Source organism: Cryobacterium shii, from assembly GCF_004402595.1.
In the GTDB taxonomy this organism is placed as follows: domain Bacteria; phylum Actinomycetota; class Actinomycetes; order Actinomycetales; family Microbacteriaceae; genus Cryobacterium; species Cryobacterium shii.
This window is the reverse complement of sequence record NZ_SOFY01000005.1, coordinates 34,554-55,343: the sequence shown is the minus strand read 5'-3', so window position 1 is coordinate 55,343 and position 20,790 is coordinate 34,554. Positions and strand designations below refer to the sequence as shown.

Below are 20,790 nucleotides of genomic sequence, written 5' to 3'. Positions count from 1 at the left end.
GATACAGCCACAACAAACGGGCGTGACGGCCGACGGATGCCGCGGCATCCGTCGGCGGCATCCGCCTAGTGGCCGCGGGCGATCCACTCGTCGAGGTGGGCCGCCTCGGCGCCGATCGTCGTGGACTCGCCGTGGCCGGTGAGAACGACGGTCTCCGCGGGCAGCGTGAGCAACCGACTGCGGATCGACGTGATGATCGTGGGGAAGTCGCTGAAGGAGCGGCCGGTTGCGCCGGGGCCGCCGTGGAAGAGGGTGTCGCCGCTGAACACGGTGCCGAGCGCGGGCGCGTAGAAGCAGACCGCGCCGGGGGAGTGGCCCGGCGTGTGCAGCACCTGGAGGTCGATCCCGGCCACCTCGATCAGCTGGCCGTCTTCCAACGGTCGGCTCGGCGGGGCATCCGGGTAGACCCGGTCCCACAGCATCATGTCGTCCGGGTGCAGGTAGGTCGGCGCGGTGTGCGCCTTTTGCACGTCGGCGACGGCGCCGATGTGGTCGTCGTGCGCGTGCGTGCAGAGGATGCCGACGAGCTTGCGGTCGCCGATGGCCGTCAGGATGGCGTCACCGGAGTGGGCGGCGTCGATCACGACGCACTCGTCGTCGTCGCCGACGATCCAGACGTTGTTGTCGACATCCCAGGTGCCGCCGTCGAGGCTGAAGCTGCCCGAGGTGACGAGGTGTTCGATCCGGGCGGCCATCAGAGGACCACGACCGAGCGCAGCACGTCGCCGCGGGCCATCTTCGCGAAGGCCTCCTCGATGTGTCCGATGCCGATGCGCTCGCTGACGAATTCGTCCAGCGGCAGCCGCCCCTGCAGGTAGAGGTCGGTCAGCATCGGGAAGTCGCGCTCGGGCAGGCAGTCCCCGTACCAGGAGGACTTGAGCGAGCCGCCGCGCCCGAACACGTCCAGCAGCGGGATCTCGAGCATCATCTCGGGCGTCGGCACCCCCACCAGCACGACGGTGCCGGCCAGGTCGCGGGCGTAGAACGCCTGGCGCCAGGTCTCGGGGCGTCCGACCGCGTCGATCACGACATCCGCTCCGAAGCCGCCGGTCAGGGCCTGCACGGCCGCGACCACGCCGTCCTCGTCCAGGTCGGAGGAGTCGATGGAGTGGGTGGCGCCGAGGGTCTGGGCGATCACGAGCTTCTTGGCGTCGCGGTCGATCGCGATGATGACGGATGCCCCGGCGAGCCGGGCCCCGACGATCGCCGCGTTGCCGACGCCGCCGCATCCGATCACGGCGACCGAGTCGCCATGGCTGACGTTGCCCGTGTTCATGGCCGCTCCGATTCCGGCCATGATGCCGCAGCCGAGCAGGCCCACGACGGCGGGGTCTGCTTTCGGGTTCACCTTCGTGCACTGCTTCTCGTGCACGAGGGTCTTCTCGGCGAATGCCCCGAGGCCGAGGGCCGGGCTGAGCTCGGTGCCGTCGGTGAGGGTCATCTTCTGGTCGGCGTTGAAGGTGTTGAAGCAGTACCAGGGCTCGGCGCGCTTGCAGGCCCGGCAGTCGCCGCAGACCGCGCGCCAGTTCAGCACCACGAAGTCGCCCACCTCGACGTGGGTCACGCCGGCGCCGACAACGCTGACGCGTCCGGCGGCCTCGTGCCCGAGCAGGAACGGGAACTCGTCGTTGATGCCGCCCTCGCGGTAGTGCACGTCGGTGTGGCAGACGCCGCAGGTCTCGATGTCGACGATGACCTCGCCCGCACCGGGGTCAGGGATCACGATGTCGACGAGCTCAACGGGCGCGCCCTTCGATCGTGCGATGACGCCTTTAACGGTGGTCGACATGGGACTCCTCTGAATTGGTGCCGGTAGTGGACATTGGTGCCGCTGGCCGGGGGTGGAACCCGTCCACACTACCCAACCTCCCCGCCCCCGCCCTGTGTAACCAATTCGACGGAGATTTTGCCGAAAATGAGCCGTTTCGCCTCCTGCGCACGGTTTTAACGCAGAATCTCCGTCGAATTCGTTAGGGGCGGGTCCCTCGCAGTCCTTGCCGGGGCAGGGGCGGCGTTCTACGCTCGCTGCACGGGGGACATCCGCCCGCCCGGAGCTCACGACGCGACGAAGCCAAGAAGAAGTGAAGGAGAGTCCGATGGCACTCAAGTTCGGAGTACTGGCCCTGGTGGAAGCGAAGCCGGGCAAGGAGCAGGACGTGTGGGACTTCTTGGAGGCGGGCCGCGCGGTGGTGGACGAGGAGCCCCAGACCCGCACCTGGTACGCCTTCCGGGTCGACGAGAAGACGTTCGGCATCTTCGACACCTTCGAGACCGAGGAGGGCCGACAGGCTCACCTGGGCGGTGCGATCCCCGCAGCCCTCGCCGAACACGGGCCGAGCCTGCTGGCGAATGATCCCGACATCCGTCTGATCGAGCTGATCGCCGTCAAATAGACGGAGCCGTCAACCCGGTCAGAGGAACTCCTGGCAACCGTCGCACCACCAGCCACCGCCGGCCGGGGCCATGGGGGTGAAACAGGAGACACAGGTCGGAATCGGCAGGATGTCGTTTTCTATTGCGTGGGGCATGTGGGGCGTGGCGTCGATTCTGCTGGCGAGTTCCCCGGCCCCGAAAAGGGCATTCGCTCATTACCATGTTAGGCAGATGAACCTGAACCTGTCCAGAGACTCGGCGGGGTACGTGGCACAAAGAACGGATGCCGTCAGCGCGGCAGCACGCTCGCCGGCAGCTCCCGCAGGAAGATCTTTGCGGTCGTCGGTCCGATGCCCTTGAACGCGACGAGTGTGCGGGTGAGCTCCTCCCGTGACGCCGCCGCGCGCACCATCCCGCCGACCGACCCGTGCTCGGCGGCCACGCTTCGCATCACCTCGTGCAGCTCGTCGGTCATGATGTAGTCCAGCCGCGCGTAGTGGCCCTCGTCGAGCAGGGCCCGGAGGCCCTCCCGGTCGTAGCGGGCGAACTCCTCCGGGGCGGTCAGGCCGTGGGAGATCAGCACCCCATAGGTGCGGGCGGCGACCTCCTGCTGGATGGGACGGCCGAAGAGCACACTGGCCAGGAACCAGCGGAAGAGCTGGTCTTCGGCCCCGTCGGACAGGTCGAGGCCGAGGTCGGCGGCGGTCATGTGTGCGGTCACGCCCCCTGTCTACCCCTCAGGCGATGGCGATGGTGACGAAGGGGGCACGGGTCGTTCGAGCAGACGTTCGACCAGGGTCTTCAGTTCACCGATCTCGAGCTTCAGGGCGTCGAGCTTGTCCTCGCTGACGTCGAGTTCGGCCTTGATCTCCTCCTCGGCTTCCCGGCTCGCCGACGCGAACCAGGCGGCGATGAACGCGGTGAGGGTGCCGATCAGGGCGATGCCGGTGGCGACCAGACCGACCGTGACGAGTCGTCCTTCGGCCGTCACGGGGTACAGGTCGCCGAATCCGACCGTGGCCATCGTGATGAACGACCACCACCACCCCTCCCAGACGGAGTGGATGTTGGCGCCCGGGGCGCCCCGCTCGGCATCCGTGACCGCGAGGCCGGCGATGAACCAGACCGAGACCGCGGTCACGGCCGCGTACGTCATCACCCGGTTCTTGAGCTTCTTGCTCAGGCGCCGGGCAGAGAGGATCACGATCGACAGCACGCGCAGCGCCCGGAGCGGCCGGAACAGCGGCAGGGCGACGGCCACCAGATCGAGCAGGTGGGTGCGGATGAACTTCAGGCGCCCGCGGGCGAGGCTTAGCCGCACGGTGAAGTCGAGGGCGAAAGCCGCCCAGGTGGCGATCTCGACCCACTCGAGCAGCAGGCGCCACCACGAGCCGATCTCGGGCGCGATGATCGGGGTCGCGTAGGCGAAGAGGAAAGCGAACCCGAGCCAGAGGAGGGGCGCATCCGTCGCCCGTTCCCACCGTTCGCTCCTGGTCATCGTCGACTGCCCCACAGTTCCAACTTAGCTCGCCCAGCGGCGCCGGATCGCCCGACCCGCACCGACCCGCACCGACCCGACCCGCAGCGACCCGCACCGACCCGCCCTGCCGGCCTCGCCCTCGAAACGGTGACGGTCCGCCGGTTTCTGACTAGTGTCACCAGCGAAAGCAACGGAGGGCGCGATGAGTGCAGATAAACCGGTCCGGGTGATCGTCGGAGTGACGCACAGGCAGCCGGATGCCGTCGTGCTGGAGGCCGCCGTCTTCGCCTCCCGCTTCCAGGCCGAACTCGTCTGCGCCACCGTCGAGGCGACCCGGTACATGGTGGTGGAGCATGCCGACGGCAGCATGAGTTCCCTCCCGTTCGACCCTGACACTCCCGAGCTGACCGAAGAGAGGTTCGATCCGCGCCTGGCCGCGCACCTGGCGGAGATCCTCGAGGGGGCCGGGGTCGTCTGGTCGACCCGTGCGCTGGCCGGCGACCCGGCTCGCGCCCTCGGCCATCTGGCCCAGACCCTCGGGGCGGCCATGATCGTCGTGGGCACCCGGGAGTCCAATGTGCGGTCCACCCTGGCGAAGTTCATCAGCGGTTCCGTCGCCGTGCGGCTGGCTCACCGGCAGCACCGGCCGGTGGTGGTCATCCCGCTCGCTCCCGTCCCCTTCGAGGAGCCTCTCCCTTGGGAGGGCGGCTGAGGCCATGGCGCCTGACACACCGGATGCCAGCGACCGGGTGCTCGACCTCATGCGGGTCGTCTGCGTTCTGCCGGTGGTGCTCGGACACCTGCTCATGATGGGGGCGACCCTCCGCCCGGGCGCTGGCCTGCGGCTCGACAACGTGCTGGCGGCCCAGCCGTGGCTGCCCCCGGTGACCTGGGTCGCGCAGATCATGCCGCTCTTCTTCATCATCGGGGGGGTTCGCCGGCCATCGGGCGTGGACCGCGGCGGCCGCCGCCGGGCTGACCCCGGCCGAATTCATCCGCGGCCGCATCCTGAGGCTGGCCCGGCCCGCGGCCCCGCTGTTCCTGGCCCTCACGAGCGGCATCCTGGTGCTGCAGTGGAGCGGGGTGGACCGGGCATCCGTCCTGCTGATCGGCGCCGGGGTGACGTCGGCGCTCTGGTTCCTCGCCGCCTACGCGTTCAGCCAGGCCTTCCTGCCGGGGATGGTGGAACTGCACGCCCGCGCCCGAGTGCTGACGCTGCTGGTGCTGCTCGGCTGCGCGATCGTGGTCGAGGCGGGGCGACTGTCTTCCGGGTTGGCGGTGATCGGCATCTTCAACATGATCTTCATCTGGCTGTTCCTGCAGCAACTGGGCTTCTGGGTGGCCGACGGATGGTTCGCCCGGCGCGGCCGGGCGGCGCTGCTGCTGCTCGCAGCCGACAGCTTCCTGCTCCTGTGGGGGATGGTCCAGACGGGCCTCTCCCGGGTGAACATTCTCGAGGACCTCAACCCGCCGAGCCTGGCCCTGACCGTGCTGGGCGTCGGCCAGTTCGCGCTGCTGGCGCTCGCCCGCCCGGTGCTGCACCGGATCGCGGCGCTCGCGCCCGTGCGGGTGCTGGTTGGGGCGATCGGTGCCCGCCTGATCACGATCTACCTCTGGCACGTGCCGGTGATCGCCCTGCTGGTCGGGCTGACGCTCCTGACCCCGTGGGGCGGTCCGGCGCCGGAAACGCCCCTGTGGTGGTGGACCAGACCGGCGTATTTCGCCGCGACGGTGGCGGCCCTGTTCCTGCTGTCGGCCCTGCTCGGCCGACTGGAATGGCCGGTCCTGCGGCGGATCGGCGATCGGGCCGCGGCCGACTGGGCGGTCTCGGTCTCCACCCTGCTGATCGTGCTGGCGCCGTTCTGCCTGATGGTGTTCGGGCTGAATGTGTGGGTCGCGGCGACCGGAACGCTGGCGCTCGCCGCATCCGTCGGTCTGCAGAGAATGCGCCGAACGGTCACCATCCGGGCCGAAATGACCGTACCGTTGATACGTGGTCTTTGAGCATCGGACTTGAAGAGTGTGGGGGCCACGCACACGAAAGGTTTTCACTAGTTTTGAGCGACGAATGTATCCACGGACTCGAGGGTGGATTGTGTGCCCTGTGCTTCCCGAAAGCAGCCCCCGAGATCGTGCCGGCCGTTCCCGCGGTTCGCGCCAGCCGGGCCAAGTCCGCTAAGGCTCCTTCGCTGCGCAGCTCGCCGTCGCCGCGAACCGTGACCCTCGGCGGCACGAAGACCGTGCCGGTGGCCAAGGCGGCCGGAACCGTCAAGGCCTCACCGGTGCGGGTCTCCGGCGCGGCGAAGACGGCCGTCGACAACGTGGGGGAGCAGCGGATCTACCACGTCACCCACATCCGTAACCTCGCCGGAATCCTCGGCAGCGGGCGCCTGCTCGCCGACGCCAGCGACGCCTGGGAGACCCGGCCCGCCGTGGACCTCTCCTCCGTGCTCACCCGCGCGGCACGCCGCGCCGCGGTCGTCACGGAGGCGGACGACACCCGGGTCGCCGCGTACGTACCGTTCTTCCTGTCGCCGAACGCGTACCTCTGGGACGGCATCCTCACCGGTGCCACCGACCCCCGCCTCTCGGGCCAGGCCCACGACGCTGAGATCTTCGATTTCGTGATCCTGGTCAGCACGGTCAAGAAGCTCCGTGACGACCTCGCCACCGCCGACGAGCCTGCCGCGGCGGCCGTCGTCGTCACCGACGCGGACGCCGCCGGGCCGCTGACCAGCTTCAGTGCCGCGCCGGAGAGCGCGGACCGGCTGCTGCGCCGGCTGCGCGCCGACCAGGAATCGGGCGCGATCCGCGCGGCGGAGCTGCTCGTCAGCGAGCAGTTCCCGTTCCAGCTGGTCACGCTGATCGGCGTCGCCAACGACAAGGTGCGCGACGCGGTGCGGGGCATCCTCGCCGCCGGGGCGCACAAGCCCAAGGTGGCCGTGTACCCGCCGTGGTTCCACGCGGCCGATGAGTCCGACGCGCAGTAGCGCGCCGCACCGCCTGTTCGGGCCCGACGACCGCCTGTTGGCGGCCGCCGGGCCTCGGGCTGTTCCCTGGGGGGTTGAATACCCAGCGGGGTGGGGAGACAGTGATTGCATGCGACGAATCTCCTACAGCGGGGCGTCCTTCCTCACCGCGGACGCCATCGCAGACGCACTCTTCCAACTCGTCACCGCCCTGGGTATCAGTCAGACGACCGAGTCACTGAACCTGCCCGCGATCAATGTCGCCGGGAAGCCGATCATGGTGAAACTGATCGTGGGGCCGATGAGTGAGTTGATCAGCGTTCCCGAGGATTCCCTCTGGGACGAGCCGAACATCACCGAGGTGATCGCAGTCCTCCGCGACCGGGTTCTCGCTCTCCAGCAACCCAAACCCTCGCCCGCGTACGCGGAGATCGCGACGACCGATTTCGACAGCAGCGACTTCAACAGCAGTGACACCGGCCGCACCTCCTGACCGGGTTCTGACCCGTGATGAAAGCGGCCCCGCCCGCGGTGGCGCGCTGCTGCCCGTCGGAGCGCTTTCACCGGGGATGTCAGACCCTCCCGATACGCTCGTCACGGGCGGACCGAGAGGGGAACGATGTTTCTGCTGGAGCGCGACGAGGTGCCGGGCACGCCGGTGAGCAGTGCGACCATGAGCGGCACGCGTCCCGCCCAGACGGTGGTGACGAGCGCGAGCGACCTCGCTGCCGCCTCGAAGTGCGAGTTCGCCTTTCTGCGCAAACTCGACGCGAAACTCGGCCGCGCCGCCGCCGTGCCGGAGAAGGCCGACGCCATGCTCGAGCGCACCGCGCGGCTCGGCGACGAGCACGAAGCCCGAGTGCTCGAGCGTTACCGAATGGCCGGGGGCGTGGTCGAAATCGCCCGCCCCGAACGGATGTCGCGCGCCAGCATCGAGATCGTCGTCGCCGACACCGTGCGCGCCTTCGCAGCCGGCGCCGACACCGTCTTCCAGGCCACCTTCTTCGACGAGACCGCCCCCGGCGTGGCCTTCATCGGCTTCGCGGACTTCATCGTGCGCCGCCCGGACGGCAGCTACCTCGTCCAGGACACCAAACTCGCCCGCAGCGCCCGGGTCACGGCGCTGCTCCAGCTGGCGGCCTACGCCGAGCAGCTCGACCGCATCGGGGTGCGCACGGCCGAGACCGTGCAGCTGCTGCTCGGCGACGGAACCGTGAGCGAGCACCGGCTCGCCGACATCCGCCCGGTGTATCGCAAGCGCCGGGAACGACTGCTGCGCATCATCGGCGAGCGGGTCGCGGAGACGGCCCCGATCCTGTGGGGCGATGCGCGGTACACGGTCTGCGGGCGCTGCGACACCTGTGACGCCGAGGTGCAGGCGCGGCGCGATGTGCTGCTCGTGGCCGGTTTGCGCGTCTCGCAGCGCGCGCGCCTGGCTGAGGCGGGGATCTTCACGATTGACCAGCTCGCGGCATCCGTTGACCCGGTCGCCGGCGCCGCCGGGCTGCCCGCTGTCGTGGTCGACGGGATCGGGGAGAGCACACTTGCCGGGCTCCGCACGCAGGCCCGGCTGCAGGTGCGGGCCGTGGCCGACGAGCCGCCGCCGGTCGAGCTCTGCAACCCGGCCGCGCTGGCCGTGCTGCCCGCGCCCGACGCGGGCGACATCTTCTTTGATTTCGAGGGTGATCCGCTCTACACCGAGGGGGCCGCGGAGAGCTGGGGCCTCGACTACCTGTTCGGCCTGGTGGAGGTCGACGGCACGTTCCGCGCGTTCTGGGCCCACACCTGGGCGGAGGAACGCCAGGCGCTGCGCGACTTCCTCGACTATCTGGGCGCCCGCCGGGCCCGCTACCCCAACCTGCACGTCTACCACTACGCCCCCTACGAACGCACGCACCTGCTGAGCATCGCCGCCCGGCACGGCGTCGGCGAAGACGAGGTCGACGCTCTGCTGCAGCAGAACGTGCTCGTCGACCTCTTCCCGCTGGTGAAGAAGGCGATGCGGGTCGGGTCGCGGTCCTACTCGATCAAGAAGCTCGAACCGCTCTACATGGGCGCCGACCTGCGGGTGGGCGAGGTGACGAACGCGGCCGATTCGATCACCGAATACGCCGCGGCGCGCGACCTCGACCTGCTCGGCCAGGTCGACGAGGGCGAACGGATGCTGCGCTCCATCGCCGACTACAACCGGTACGACTGCGTGTCGACGTTGCGCCTGCGGGACTGGCTGCTCGCGCGTGCGGCCGAGCGGGGCATCCCGGTCGGCGCCGTCGCCCCGGAGAAAACCGTCGGGGAGCTGGAGCCGTCCCCGCTCCGCGGCGAGCTGCTCGCCGTGGCCGGGGAAGCGCTCGACCCGCACCGTAGCGCCGACCGGACGGCGGCCGCGTTCGCCGCCGCCGCACTCGACTATCACCGGCGCGAGCAGAAGAGCTTCTGGTGGGGCCACTACGCCCGCCTCGCGCAGCCGATCGAGGCGTGGGAAGACACCCGGGATGTGCTGCGGGTCGAGCGCGCCCGGGTCGAACGGGACTGGTACCGGGAGGGCCGGCAGCGCACCGACCGCCGGGAACTGCGCCTCTGGGGGCGCCTCGCGCCGGGCAGCAGCATCAAGCCCGGCGACCAGGCCGGACCGTTCCTGCTCTACGAATACCCCGGCCCCTTCCTCGACCCCCGTCTCGAGCCCGGGTCCCGCACCGCCCGCACGGTGACCGTGCTCGAGGTGGCCGACGACGACAGCATCCTCGTGCGGGAGACCGTGCCGAAGGACACCGAGCCGTGGTCTCAGAAGCCGAGCGCCCTGGCTCCGGCGGCGCCGCCGGCCGCCGGCCAGCAGAAGCCGGCGATCGAGGAGTGGGCGCAGAACATCGTCGACGCCCGACCGGGCTGGCCCGAGGAGCCGATGGTGGACATTCTGCGGCGAGTTCCGCCGCGCACTCGCTCGGGCCTGCTGGCGCCGGTCGCCGCAGCCGCCGGTGTGGCCGCCGGTGTGGCCTCGGGTGTGACCGCAGGCGCGACCGCTGGCGTCACTCCGGGCGTGACGGCCGGCCGCGAACGGATCGACGCCGTGACCGCAAGCCTGCTCGATCTCGACTCCTCCTACCTGGCCGTGCAGGGCCCGCCCGGAACCGGCAAGTCCTACCTGGGCGCGCATGTGATCACCACCCTCGTGCGCCGCCACGGCTGGAAGATCGGGGTGGTGGCTCAATCGCACGCCGTGGTCGAGACTCTCCTCGCCGCGATCGTGAAGGCCGGGCTCGACCCGGCCCTGGTCGGCAAGGTGCCCAGGGCCGGCAGTGTGCCCTCCTCCGCGGATTCAGATTCCGATTCCGATGCGGATGCCCCGGCCCGGTTCACCGAACTGGCGAAAGACGGGCAACTCATGTTCGCCCTCGACCACGCCGCCACGGGATTCGTGGTCGGCGGCACCGCCTGGGACTTCAGCAACCCCGCCCGGGTTCCCCGGCAGAGCCTCGACCTCCTGGTCGTCGACGAGGCCGGCCAGTTCTCCCTCGCGTCGACCATCGCCGCGAGCGTCGGAGCGCGCAACCTGCTGCTCCTCGGCGACCCGCAGCAGCTGCCGCAGGTGAGCCAGGGCACGCATCCGGAGCCGATCGACCAGTCCGCGCTCGGCTGGGTCAGTGCCGGCCACGACGTGCTGCCGGCCGGACTCGGCTACTTCCTCGCGGAGAGCCGCCGCATGCATCCGGCCGTCACCGAACCGGTGTCGAGGTTGTCCTACGAGGGGGAGCTGCGTTCGCATCCGGATGCCGCGACTCGGCTGCTCGAGGGCGTGGCGCCCGGCCTGCACGTCGTGCCCGTCACGCATGTCGGCAACTCCGTGCAGTCGCCCGAGGAGGCCGCCGTCGTGGTGTCGCTGGTGCGCTCCTTGCTGGTGAGTTCGGTGCCTGAAAGTTCGGTGCTTGTGAGTCCGGGGCTCGGCCGCCGGTGGACGGACCCCACCGAGGGGCGCCGCGAGGACCCGCTGACCGAGGCGGACGTGATCGTCGTCACCCCCTACAACGCGCAACTGAACACCGTGCGGGAGGCCCTGGCCGCGGCCGGGTTCCCGCGGGTGCGAGTCGGCACGGTCGACAAGTTCCAGGGCCAGGAGGCGGCGATCGCGATCGTGACGTTGGCGGCATCCTCTGCCGAAGACGTTCCCCGCGGGCTCTCCTTCCTGATCATGAAGAACCGCCTGAACGTGGCGATCTCCCGGGCGAAATGGGCGGCTTACCTCGTGCACTCGCCGGCGCTCACCGAGTTCCTGCCGGTCACGCCCGCCGCGGTCGCCGAGCTCAGCGCGTTCATCACCCTCGTCGAGTCGGCAGACGCGGTCCCGGTCCCCATCCCGCCGAGTATGCCGTAACCGGCGGGCCCGCGCCGGCGGGCGGCCCCGAGCTGGGGCGCCCCAGCCGCCGGCGGGCCCGAGCTGCCCCGCTGCGCCGCCCGGCAAGTCCGTTCTGCCTGCGCGCGGGCTCACTGCAGCCACGGATGCTGGCCAAGGCAACGGCGCGGAGCAAGGCGACCCACGACTAACCAATTCGACGGAGATTTTGATCTAAAAAGGTGATTGCGCGCTGTTTTGGCCCGATTTCGGCAGAATCTCCGTCTAATTCGTTCGGACGGGAGGGCCGCGCACAGGTGTCTGTCCGACCGGCGGTCTCCCTCCTTATCTGCGACCTGACCGTGGAGACCGCGACTAACCAATTCGACGGAGATTTTGATTTAAAACATTGATTTCAGCCTGTTTTGGACCGATTCTGGCAAAATCTCCGTCGAATTCGTTCGGACGAGCGGCGAACGGCAGACGGGGAGCGGGGGTGAGCGGGGTGAGCGGGGTGAGCTGGGTGAGCTGGGTGAGCGGGGGGAGCTGGGTGAGCGGGGGTGAGCGGGGTGAGCTGGGTGAGCGGGGTGAGCTGGGTGAGCGGGGTGAGCGGGGGTGAGCGGGGTGAGCTGGGTGAGCGGGGTGAGCTGGGTGAGCGGGGTGAGCGGGGGGAGCTGGGTGAGCGGGGGTGAGCGGGGTGAGCGGGGTGGATGTCGCGGGCGGGGCGAGCGGCGAGCGCACACACGAGCGCATCACACGGACCGGTCAGGCGCGGCCGAGCGAGCGCAGCATCCGTTTGCGCAGTTCCTCGACCCACAGCACGAGCGAAGCCATGCCCACACAGACCAGCCAGTGCAGCGGGTCCATCGAGGCGGTGCCGAACGCGGCCTGCAGCACCGGGAGTTGCACCACGGCGACCTGAAGCAGCACGGCCAGCAGGATCGCACCCCACAGCCACCGGTTCACGAACAGGCGGTGGAAGGCGCTGGTCGACTCCGAGCGGGCGTTCAGGGTGTTGAACAGCTGGGCGAAGACGAGGGTGGTGAAGCCGGCGGTGCGCGCCACGGTCAGGCCGTCGCTGCCGGGGTCCAGCGCAGGCAGGAGACCACCGGGCAGGAACAGATCGATGGTGGCGAGGGTGACCATGGCCATGACCAGGCCGGTGGACATGATGCCCACCCACATCCGCCGGTCGATCGCCCGGTCGGTGATGCGCCGCGGCGGGCGCGCCATCACGTCGTCGATCTCGGGGTCGACGCCCATCGCCAGGGCCGGCCCGGAATCGGTGACGAGGTTGATCCAGAGGATCTGGGTGACCAGAAGCGGCAGCACCACGGTCTCGGTGCTCGCGCCGGTGAGCCCCAGTACTCCGGCCAGGAGCACGCCGAGGAACACCGTGAGCACCTCGCCCATGTTCGAGGAAAGCAGGTAGCGCAGGAACTTCTTGATGTTGTCCAGGATCACCCGCCCGGCCCGCACGGCGGCCACGATGGTGGCGAAGTTGTCGTCGACCAGGATCATCTTCGCGGACTCCTTCGTCACCTCCGTGCCGGTGATTCCCATGGCCACGCCGATGTCCGCGGATTTCAGGGCCGGCGCGTCGTTGACGCCGTCGCCGGTCATCGCCACGATGTCGCCGTTCGCCTGGAGGGCGTCGACGATGCGCAGCTTGTGGCGGGGGGAGACGCGGGCGAAAACGGATGTCCCGCGCACCGCCTCCCGCAGCCCCGCCTCGTCGAGGCGGTCGAGATCCGCTCCCGACAGCGCGGTCGCCCCGGGCCGGTCGATGCCCAGGTCGCTCGCGATCCGGGCCGCCGTGCCCGGGTGGTCCCCGGTGATCATCACCACCCGCACGTCGGCGCGGTGGGCCTCCGCGATCGCCGCCGTGACCTCGTCGCGCGGCGGATCGATGATGCCGACGACCCCGGCGTAGATCAGGTCGCGTTCGTCGGCCTCATCCAGCGGGGCGGTGTTCTCGTCGGCGCTGCTGTAGGCGACGCCCAGGGTGCGGAACGCCTGCGCGGAAAGCTCCTGAATGTCGGCCAGCAGCCGCCGCCGCGACTCGTCGTCCAGGGGCACGATGGTCTCGCCGACCTGCAGGCGCGTGCACCGGTGCAGCAGAACGTCGGGCGCGCCCTTGCTGAAGATGCGCAGGCTGCCGTCGCTTCGCTCCTGGTGCAGGGTAGACATCATCTTGCGCTCCGAGGTGAACGGCATCTCCCCGAGCCGGTCGAACCGGGCCATGTGCACGGTCGTGCCCTCGAGTTTGGCCGCGGCCACCAGGAACGCGGCCTCGGTCGGGTCGCCCTGGATCTCCCACTCACCGTCCCGCTCCGCCAGCTGCGCGTTGCCGGCGAGAGAGCCGGCGCCCAGCACGAGCTGCGTCTCGTAGCGCAGGGCCGGGTCGGTGAGCGGCGCCCCGCCGTGGCGCACCTCGCCCTCGGGGCGGTAGCCGACCCCGGTCACCTCGACCCGCCCCGACGCGGTCAGCACCCGCTGGATCGTCATCTCGTTGCGGGTCAGCGTGCCGGTTTTGTCGCAGCAGATCACGGATGCGGAACCGAGCGTCTCCACGGATTTCAGGCTCTTGACCACGGCGTTCTGCCGCGCCATCCGTTGCACCCCGATGGAGAGGATCACCGACAGGATCGCCGGCAGCCCCTCGGGGACGGCGGCCACGGCGAGGGAGACCCCCAGCAGGAACACCGTGACGAAGTCGGCGGGGGTGGACACGCCCTGCGCGAGCACGATCGTGAGCATCACGACGAGGGCGATCGCGATGACCACCATGCTGAGCAGTTTGCCGATGTGGCTGATCTCGTCCTGCAGCGGGGTGGGGTGCGCCTGCGTGCTGTCGAGCATGGTCGCGATGACGCCCACCTCGGTGTCCATGCCGGTACCCGTGACGACGGCCCGACCGACGCCCTCGCTGACCGCGGTCGCCTTGAAGACCATGTTCAGGCGGTCGCCGAGCCCGACGGCCGCGGGGAGGGTGCGCGGGTCTTTGGTCACGGACTGGCTCTCGCCGGTCAGGGAGGCCTCCGCGATGCGGAGCGCGGTCGCCTCGGTGAGCCGGGCATCCGCCCCCACGCTGTCGCCCTCGCCGAGCACGAGCAGATCCCCGCGCACCAGCTCGGTGCTGGGCACGGTCGTGAGCAGGCCGCCGCGCAGCACGGTCGAGGATGCCGCGGTCATGGTGGCCAGGGCGGCGACCGCGTTGTCGGCCCGCGCCTCCTGCACGAAGCCGAGCACGGCGTTGAGAATGACGATCGCGGCGATCACGATGGCGTCGACGGGCAGCCCGGCGGCGCCCTCGATCAGCCAGGCCCCGATCGACACCGCGGTGGCGACCAGCAGCAGGTAGATCAGGGGGTCCTGAAACTGGGCGAGGATCTTGCGCCAGCCGGGCACGGGCCGCACCGTGCGCAACGCGTTCGGTCCGTCGGCCGCCAAGCGCCGGGCAGCCTCGTCGGTGGACAGCCCGGTCGTGACATCGACCTCGAGGCGGCGGGCGATCTCGCCGGCATCAACCAGGGACGCGTCGACGAGTGACGCGTCGACGCGTGACGGGTCGACCGCTGACGGCTCGAGGCCCGGCTCACCCTGCCCGGGTTGCTCCGCTGGAACCGACGCGTCCATCTGCAGAGGTCCTCGTCTCCGGTGTCTTCGGTGTCTTCGGTGTCCGGTGTCTCCGGAGTGTCCGGTGCCGCTCCCGGTCCACCGGGTGCCGCCCCGGGAGCCCGGGTCCAGCCCAGTCTAGATCCGGCCACTGTTCCCGTTCCGGTCGAGAGTGGCCGCTGTGCCGGTCACTCTCGACCGGAACGGGAACAGTCGCCCCTCACGGCTGTGCCCCACGGCGCGCGCTCAGCGCCACTGGCTGGAGTCGATCTGGATCGCCACGACGTAGAGGTGCCGGCCCTGCTCGATCTTCTCCACTTCGTACACCCGCACCGGCGTCTGCGGCACGGAGTCGAGCGTCGTCTCCGCTCCCCCGGCCGTGATCGGTTACGACGCCATCACCCGGTATGCCCCGGCCGGTGATTTCGAGGGCTACGTCACCCACGGGATCGGCGTCGGACGCCCGATGGACGAAGACCGGTCCACCCGTTTTCTACTCCGCCGCGCGCCGCTCGACAAGGGCACCGTGACTGTTCCCGTTCCGGTCGAGCGCGGCCGGTATGCCGGTCACTCTCGACCGGAACGGGAACTCTCGGGGCTACGGGAACTCTCGGGGCTACGGGAACTCTCGGGGCTACGGGAACTCTCGGGGCTACGGGGCGGCGGGGCTACGGGGCGGCGGGGCTACAGGGCTACAGGGCGGCGGGAGCGACGGGAGCGGCGGGCACGAGTTCGGGCGGCGCGCCCCGCGCGGCGAGCCAGTCGTCGAGAACGGCGGCGGAGACCGGGCGCGAGAGGTGATACCCCTGCGCGAAGTCGCAGCCGTAACCGATCAACTTGTCGTAGGCCGCCATATTGTCCACGCCCTCGGCCACCATGCGCAGGCCGAGGCTGTGGGCGAGCGCAATGGCCGAAGAGACCAGGGTCGCGGCCCGGGCATCGTCCACCATCGGGAAGACGAAGGACTGGTCGAGATTGAGCTCCTCGATCGGCAGGTCGCGGAGATAGGCCAGCGAGCTGTAGCCGGTGCCGAAGTCGTCCACCGAGATGCGAATGCCCTGACCGCGCAGCCGGGTCAGGATGGCGCGGGCCCGATCCCGGTCGTTCAGGAGGAACTCCTCGGTGATTTCCAGGGTCAGTGCCGCCGCGGTCAGCCCGCGGGCGGAGATCATGGCTCCGATCCGCTCCGGCAGCTCCATGTCCACGCGGGAACTGGCCGACAAGTTGACGGCGATCCGCAACGGATGCCCCTGGGCCTGCCAGACGGCCGCCTGGTCCAGGGCTTTCCGCAGCACCTCCTGCGTCAGCGCGTGCATCAGCCCGGCCTCTTCGACCAGTTCGATGAACTGGTCCGGCATGAGCATGCCCCGGGTGGGGTGGTTCCAGCGCACGAGGGCCTCGACGTCCTGCACGTCCCCGGTGACAAGGTCGACCTTGGGCTGGTAGTGCAGCACCAGCTGGTCATCGGTGAGGGCGAACCGCAGGTCCTGCAGGGTGCGCAGACGGATGTCGCCGTGGCTGTCGTCCTCGCTGTCATAGACTTTGTGCCCGGTGTGCTCGGTGTGCGTGGTTTTGGCCTTGTACATCGCCATGTCCGCCTTGCGGAGCAGGGCGATCACGTCCTGTCCCTGCTCGGGGTAGAGGGAGATGCCGATGCTGACGCTGGTCTGCAGCGCGATCCCGTGGAGCGTGAACGGCACGGCCAGTGCGGAGCGCAGCTTTTCGGCCCTGGTCGCCGCGTCCTCCCTGGTCGAGTCGCCGAGCAGGATCGCGAACTCGTCGCCGCCCAGCCGGGCCAGAAGGTCCCCGGAACGCAGCTGCTGCGACAGACGGATGCCGACCTGGATCAGCAGCCGGTCGCCGACGTCATGGCCGAGGCTGTCGTTGACCTCCTTGAACCGGTCGAGATCCAGCAGGAGCAGGGCGCTGTGGCGGTGCTCGGATGCGGCCAGGCGGAGCGGGACATCCGTGTTGAACGCCCGGCGGTTGCGGAGACCCGTGAGGTCGTCGGTTCGGGCGAGGAGGCGCAGCACGCGTTGCCTCGCGACGAGGGGGATCGCGGCCAGGGCCATGGTCGCGCCGGCCAGACCGACGGCCGGGCCGGACACGGGAACCTGGCTGGCCAGGAGCAGCACACCCAGTCCGGCCAGGGTCGACACCGCCGGAACGGCGAGGGCAGACACGTTCGTGACCGGGCGGCTCGGCAAGGGCAGCGGGGTGGTGGAGCGATCAACCCAGAGGGCGATCAGCAGCGTGCCGATGTTCCAGCTCGCGTTCAGCGGGGTGCCGACGAGGTAGCCGCCGCCCAACAGGGCGAAGGCCGTGTCGGCGGTGGCGAAGACGAGCAGTCCCGCGACGAGCAGGAGCCAGCGGCGGCCGGACGTCGGACCGTGGGTGGCGACGATCACGGCGACGGCCGCGACCAGCAGAAGGTCCAGGACCGGGTAGGCGGTAGCGACCGCCATGGTGAGGGAGACCGGACCCGACGTCGCGGAGTCCAGCACGGGGCTGAGCAGCACTGCCAGCACGGCGGCGGCGCCCAGGGAGCCGACGGCGCTGTCGAGGAGCACCGACCACGCCGATCCGCGGAGCCGGCGGTTGACGAGCACGGCCAGCGCGCCCAGCATCAGGGCGTAGAACAGGAGGTAACCCGCGTCTGCCGGCGAGGGGAACGGCGCCGCACCGCCGGAATCCGTCGACGCCAGGTAGTACGTGTCCGCCAGCGCGTTCGCGGTGAGAGCGGCGGCCGCCAGGGCCACCTCGATGCGGCCCCCGCCGACCCGGCGCAAGGCGAGCCAGGCGATGAGCACGGGGACCCACTCGGAGACCATGGCCAGCCAGCCGTCGACCAGCGGGCTGAACCCCGAGCCCTTCACCACCAGGCCCACGGCGTAGGCAACGACGAGGAGGCCGGCGAGCAGGAGCAGCAGGGTCCTCGCCAGCCCGCGGATCGAGGTGTCCCCGGCCGACATCCCGGTCGAGGTACCGGTCGAGGTCCCGGTCGATGTCACCCCGATCAGAGCGACCTGGCCGGGTCGCCCGTGCGGGCGGCGATCCACAGGTCCAGCTGTGCGGCCGGAACGGGCCGGCACATGAAATAGCCCTGCGCGTAGTCGCAGCCGTAGCGCACCAGTTCGTCGTAGGTGGTGGCGTTCTCCACACCCTCGGCCACCATCCGCAGGCCCAGGCCGTGCGCGAGGTCGATCGTCGAGGCCACCAGGGCTGCGGCCCGGGGGTCCTCGGCCATCGGGAAAACGAAGGACTGATCGAGCTTGAGTTCGTCGATGGGTAGATCGCGCAGGTAGGCCAGCGAGCTGTAACCGGTGCCGAAGTCGTCGACGGAGATACGGATGCCGCTGCCGCGGAGCCGCACCAGGATGTCCCGGGCCCGGTCGCGGTCGGCCATCAGGAAGTCCTCGGTGATTTCCAGGATCAGGGCGCTCGCGGTCAGGTCGCGGGCCTTCAGCATGGCGCCGACCCGCTCGGGGAGGTCGGCATCGACCAGGGAGCTGGCCGACAGATTCACCGCGACGGTCAGGGGTCGTCCCTGGCTCGCCCAGTCCTGGGCCTGGTCGAGGGCCTTGCGCAGGACCTCCTGGGTGAGGCCGTGCATGAGGTTGGCCTCTTCGACCAGGGCGAGGAACTGATCGGGGAAGAGCAGGCCACGCGTGGGGTGGTTCCAGCGCACGAGGGCCTCGACGCTGTGGACGATGCCCGCCGACAGGTCGATCTTCGGCTGGAAGTGCAGCACCAGCTGGTCGTTCTCCAGGGCGACGCGCAGCTCCTGCAGGGTGCGGAGCCTGGTCTCGCCGTGGCTGTTGTCCACGCTGCGATAGACGTGGTGACCGCTGTTGTTCGACTTGGCCTTGTACATCGCCATGTCGGCCTTGCGCAGCAGGGCGGTCAGGTCGTCGCCCTGCTCGGGATACAGCGCGATCCCGATACTGACGCTGATCTGCAGGGCGATTCCCTCCAACGTGAATGGCGCCGCCAGCACGTTTCGCAGCTTGGCGGCCACGGACTCAGCCTCGACCTGGCCGGAATGGTCGAGCAGGATCGCGAATTCGTCGCCGCCCACCCGGGCGAGGAGGTCCCCGGTGCGGAGCACGCTCAGCAGGCGGTCACCGACCTGCACCAGGAGACGGTCGCCTGCGTCATGTCCCAGGCTGTCGTTGACCTCCTTGAAGCGGTCCAGGTCCAGGAGCAACAACGCGCGACGCTGGCTGCGGTCGGTGCTGAGGCGCAGGGAGACGCCGGCATACAGGGCGCGGCGATTGGGCAGCCCGGTCAAGTCGTCCGTCCTCGCCTGGCGCCGCAGGGCCACCTGCCGGGAGACCAGCGGGATGGCGGCCAGGGCCATGGTCGTGGCCGCGAGCCCGACCGCGAACGCAGGAATCGGGACCTGGCTGGCCAGGATGAGAACACCGAGGCCGGCCGCAGTGGAGATGGCGGGCAGCGCGAGAGCGGCCGTACCGTTCACATAATGGGGCGACGCCGTCTCGGGGTTGGCGGCGGCATCCGTCCAGGTGGCGATCAGGGCCAGGCCGACGGCCCAGCCGGCGTCCAGCGGGGTGCCCACCACGTAGCCGGTGCCGATCAGGGCGTAGACGATGTTGGTGGAGGCGAAGATCACCAGGCCGAGCACGAACAGGATCCACCGTCGCTTGTCTACCGGGCCCTGCGAGATCGCGATGCCGGCGATGCCGGCCACCAGCAGCAGCGTGAACAGGGGGTTGCCCATGCCCGGTGCCAGGGAGAGGCCCGTCCCGTTCTCATCGATCGATAACAGCACGGGAGTGAGCAGAACGACCAGCGCCGAGGACGCGCCGAGGACACCGATGGTGCTGTCCAGCACCACCGACCAGGTTGTGGTGCGGATCTGGCGGCGCAGCAGGATCACGAGCACGGACAGCATCAGAACGTAGAACCCGAGGTAGCCGACGTTGTTCGGCGCCGGGAAGGCGACCGGTCGGACATCCGCCGGAACCAGGAGGAGGTAGGTGTCGGAAATGCCGACCAGGGTGACACCCGCGGCGGTCAGCAGGAGTTCAGGACGACGGAAGCTCGTTCTGGCCGCGGATGCCCAGCAGACACCGACGAGAGCCAGTTTGATCAGGCCCGCGAGCCAACCGTCGAGCAGGGGGCGGGGAGCGTCGCCGGGCAACAGCAGTCCGGCCACATAGGCGGAGACCAGTAATGCCATGACCCACATGAGCTTCGTGCCCGGACTGGCGATGTACACGCCGAGTCGGCGACGGTAATCAGCACCTGACTTCGACTGCAATGGACCCCCACATATTTCATGATCAGAGTAGCAGCGGGGACGGGCTGTCAGTGGCCGATGACAGCAGGAAAACCGTCGCCCGGTGAACGTTGGGGGCAGGGTGGGATAATCGGTGCGCGGAACGCCCGGGATCAGGCTCGCCACGAATACGATTGAACCGTAGGACTGACGACCCCGTAGGGCCGGCGTGCACGACGAGCGGGAGGCAATCATGACGATACTGGTGGGTTATTCGAGCAAGTACGGCGCCACCGAGGGGATCGCGGAGCGCATCGCACGGAAGCTCCGCGAAGCGGGTCGCGAGGCCGAGGCCCGACCCGTCGCATCCGTTGACAACCCCGGCGACTACGCCGGGTTCGTGATCGGCAGTTCCGCCTACATGGGCTCCTGGCGCAAGGAGGCGACCGAGTTCGTCAAGCGCAATCGGGAGCTGCTCGCGACCCAGCCGGTCTGGCTGTTCAGCAGCGGGCCGCTCGGCGCGGCGGGCAAGGACGCCCAGGGCCGGGACCTGCTCAAGGAGTCCGAGCCGAAGCAATTCGAGGAGTTCAGCCAGGCGCTCCAGCCGCGCGGGATGCAGGTGTTCTTCGGTGCACTCGACCCGGCCGTGCTCGGCCGCCGCGACCGGTTGGTCCGGCGTATCCCGTCGGGCCGCGACCTGCTGCCCGAGGGAGACTTTCGCAACTGGGCCGCGATCGACGAGTGGGCGGCGGCCATCGCCAAGGAGCTGCCGGCCGGCTGACGC

14 protein-coding genes are annotated in these 20,790 nt (G+C 69.7%); 7 read left to right on the top strand and 7 right to left on the bottom strand.

Going from position 1 to position 20,790, the window contains the following annotated elements:
* Positions 1 to 65: 65 nt before the first annotated feature.
* Together E3O49_RS00710 and E3O49_RS00705 are read right to left on the bottom strand one after the other, a co-directional pair.
* Positions 66 to 695 carry an MBL fold metallo-hydrolase gene (locus tag E3O49_RS00710; RefSeq protein ID WP_134365066.1) on the bottom strand — a complete coding sequence of 210 codons (630 nt, stop codon included), beginning with the start codon at positions 693 to 695 and terminating at the stop codon, positions 66 to 68.
* Complete coding sequence (locus E3O49_RS00705) at positions 695 to 1,789, bottom strand: S-(hydroxymethyl)mycothiol dehydrogenase (protein WP_134402583.1); 1,095 nt, start codon at positions 1,787 to 1,789, stop codon at positions 695 to 697. The genes E3O49_RS00710 and E3O49_RS00705 overlap by 1 nt, the downstream gene beginning before the upstream one ends.
* Before the next feature lie 307 nt (positions 1,790 to 2,096).
* Here E3O49_RS00705 and E3O49_RS00700 point away from each other — a divergent pair, with 307 nt between their 5' ends.
* Positions 2,097 to 2,393 carry a putative quinol monooxygenase gene (locus E3O49_RS00700; protein ID WP_134365064.1) on the top strand — a complete coding sequence of 99 codons (297 nt, stop codon included), beginning with the start codon at positions 2,097 to 2,099 and terminating at the stop codon, positions 2,391 to 2,393.
* Between the two features lie 269 nt (positions 2,394 to 2,662).
* On the opposite strand, the gene E3O49_RS00695 is transcribed toward E3O49_RS00700, so the two are convergent.
* Positions 2,663 to 3,094, bottom strand: a complete 432-nt coding sequence (locus E3O49_RS00695; RefSeq protein WP_134365063.1) for an HhH-GDP family DNA glycosylase — start codon at positions 3,092 to 3,094, stop codon at positions 2,663 to 2,665.
* Positions 3,095 to 3,103: 9 nt separating this feature from the next.
* A complete protein-coding gene (locus tag E3O49_RS00690) occupies positions 3,104 to 3,886 on the bottom strand; it encodes a potassium channel family protein (protein WP_160140987.1) in 783 nt (260 codons plus the stop codon).
* Between the two features lie 169 nt (positions 3,887 to 4,055).
* Between E3O49_RS00690 and E3O49_RS00685 the strand changes: the two genes are divergently transcribed.
* From E3O49_RS00685 to E3O49_RS00670, 5 genes are all read left to right on the top strand, one after another.
* The gene (locus tag E3O49_RS00685; protein ID WP_134365061.1) at positions 4,056 to 4,565 is read left to right on the top strand and encodes a universal stress protein; all 510 of its coding nucleotides are present in this window, start codon (positions 4,056 to 4,058) and stop codon (positions 4,563 to 4,565) included.
* 353 nt (positions 4,566 to 4,918) lie between these two features.
* Positions 4,919 to 5,857, top strand: coding sequence for a hypothetical protein (locus E3O49_RS16420; RefSeq protein WP_160140986.1), 939 nt, complete (start codon positions 4,919 to 4,921; stop codon positions 5,855 to 5,857).
* A gap of 53 nt (positions 5,858 to 5,910) precedes the next feature.
* On the top strand, positions 5,911 to 6,843 hold the full coding sequence (locus E3O49_RS16415; protein ID WP_160140985.1) for a DarT ssDNA thymidine ADP-ribosyltransferase family protein: 933 nt from the start codon (positions 5,911 to 5,913) through the stop codon (positions 6,841 to 6,843).
* A gap of 109 nt (positions 6,844 to 6,952) precedes the next feature.
* Positions 6,953 to 7,315, top strand: coding sequence for a hypothetical protein (locus E3O49_RS00675; RefSeq protein ID WP_134365060.1), 363 nt, complete (start codon positions 6,953 to 6,955; stop codon positions 7,313 to 7,315).
* A 180-nt stretch (positions 7,316 to 7,495) separates the two neighbouring features.
* Positions 7,496 to 11,188, top strand: a complete 3,693-nt coding sequence (locus tag E3O49_RS00670; protein WP_134450837.1) for a TM0106 family RecB-like putative nuclease — start codon at positions 7,496 to 7,498, stop codon at positions 11,186 to 11,188.
* 723 nt (positions 11,189 to 11,911) lie between these two features.
* Here E3O49_RS00670 and E3O49_RS00660 read toward each other — a convergent pair.
* The 3 genes from E3O49_RS00660 to E3O49_RS00650 all read right to left on the bottom strand — a co-directional run bounded on the left by E3O49_RS00660 (position 11,912) and on the right by E3O49_RS00650 (position 19,967).
* Positions 11,912 to 14,785 carry a cation-translocating P-type ATPase gene (locus tag E3O49_RS00660; RefSeq protein WP_134450825.1) on the bottom strand — a complete coding sequence of 958 codons (2,874 nt, stop codon included), beginning with the start codon at positions 14,783 to 14,785 and terminating at the stop codon, positions 11,912 to 11,914.
* A gap of 671 nt (positions 14,786 to 15,456) precedes the next feature.
* Positions 15,457 to 17,823 (bottom strand): putative bifunctional diguanylate cyclase/phosphodiesterase, encoded by a 2,367-nt coding sequence (locus tag E3O49_RS00655; RefSeq protein ID WP_134450824.1) that lies wholly within the window; start codon positions 17,821 to 17,823, stop codon positions 15,457 to 15,459.
* The gene (locus tag E3O49_RS00650; protein WP_134365898.1) at positions 17,781 to 19,967 is read right to left on the bottom strand and encodes a putative bifunctional diguanylate cyclase/phosphodiesterase; all 2,187 of its coding nucleotides are present in this window, start codon (positions 19,965 to 19,967) and stop codon (positions 17,781 to 17,783) included. The genes E3O49_RS00655 and E3O49_RS00650 overlap by 43 nt, the downstream gene beginning before the upstream one ends.
* 292 nt (positions 19,968 to 20,259) lie before the next feature.
* Here E3O49_RS00650 and E3O49_RS00645 point away from each other — a divergent pair, with 292 nt between their 5' ends.
* A complete protein-coding gene (locus tag E3O49_RS00645; protein WP_134365897.1) occupies positions 20,260 to 20,787 on the top strand; it encodes a flavodoxin domain-containing protein in 528 nt (175 codons plus the stop codon).
* Positions 20,788 to 20,790: the final 3 nt, after the last annotated feature.

What these genes read in the sequence shown, in the direction of transcription:
- E3O49_RS00710 (WP_134365066.1), bottom strand. Translation starts at nt 695, where the DNA reads ATGGCCGCCCGGATCGAACACCTCGTCACCTCGGGCAGCTTCAGCCTC.
- E3O49_RS00705 (WP_134402583.1), bottom strand. Translation starts at nt 1,789, where the DNA reads ATGTCGACCACCGTTAAAGGCGTCATCGCACGATCGAAGGGCGCGCCC.
- E3O49_RS00700 (WP_134365064.1), top strand. Translation starts at nt 2,097, where the DNA reads ATGGCACTCAAGTTCGGAGTACTGGCCCTGGTGGAAGCGAAGCCGGGC.
- E3O49_RS00685 (WP_134365061.1), top strand. Translation starts at nt 4,056, where the DNA reads ATGAGTGCAGATAAACCGGTCCGGGTGATCGTCGGAGTGACGCACAGG.
- E3O49_RS00675 (WP_134365060.1), top strand. Translation starts at nt 6,953, where the DNA reads ATGCGACGAATCTCCTACAGCGGGGCGTCCTTCCTCACCGCGGACGCC.
- E3O49_RS00670 (WP_134450837.1), top strand. Translation starts at nt 7,496, where the DNA reads ATGAGCGGCACGCGTCCCGCCCAGACGGTGGTGACGAGCGCGAGCGAC.
- E3O49_RS00660 (WP_134450825.1), bottom strand. Translation starts at nt 14,785, where the DNA reads ATGGACGCGTCGGTTCCAGCGGAGCAACCCGGGCAGGGTGAGCCGGGC.
- E3O49_RS00650 (WP_134365898.1), bottom strand. Translation starts at nt 19,967, where the DNA reads ATGGCATTACTGGTCTCCGCCTATGTGGCCGGACTGCTGTTGCCCGGC.
- E3O49_RS00645 (WP_134365897.1), top strand. Translation starts at nt 20,260, where the DNA reads ATGACGATACTGGTGGGTTATTCGAGCAAGTACGGCGCCACCGAGGGG.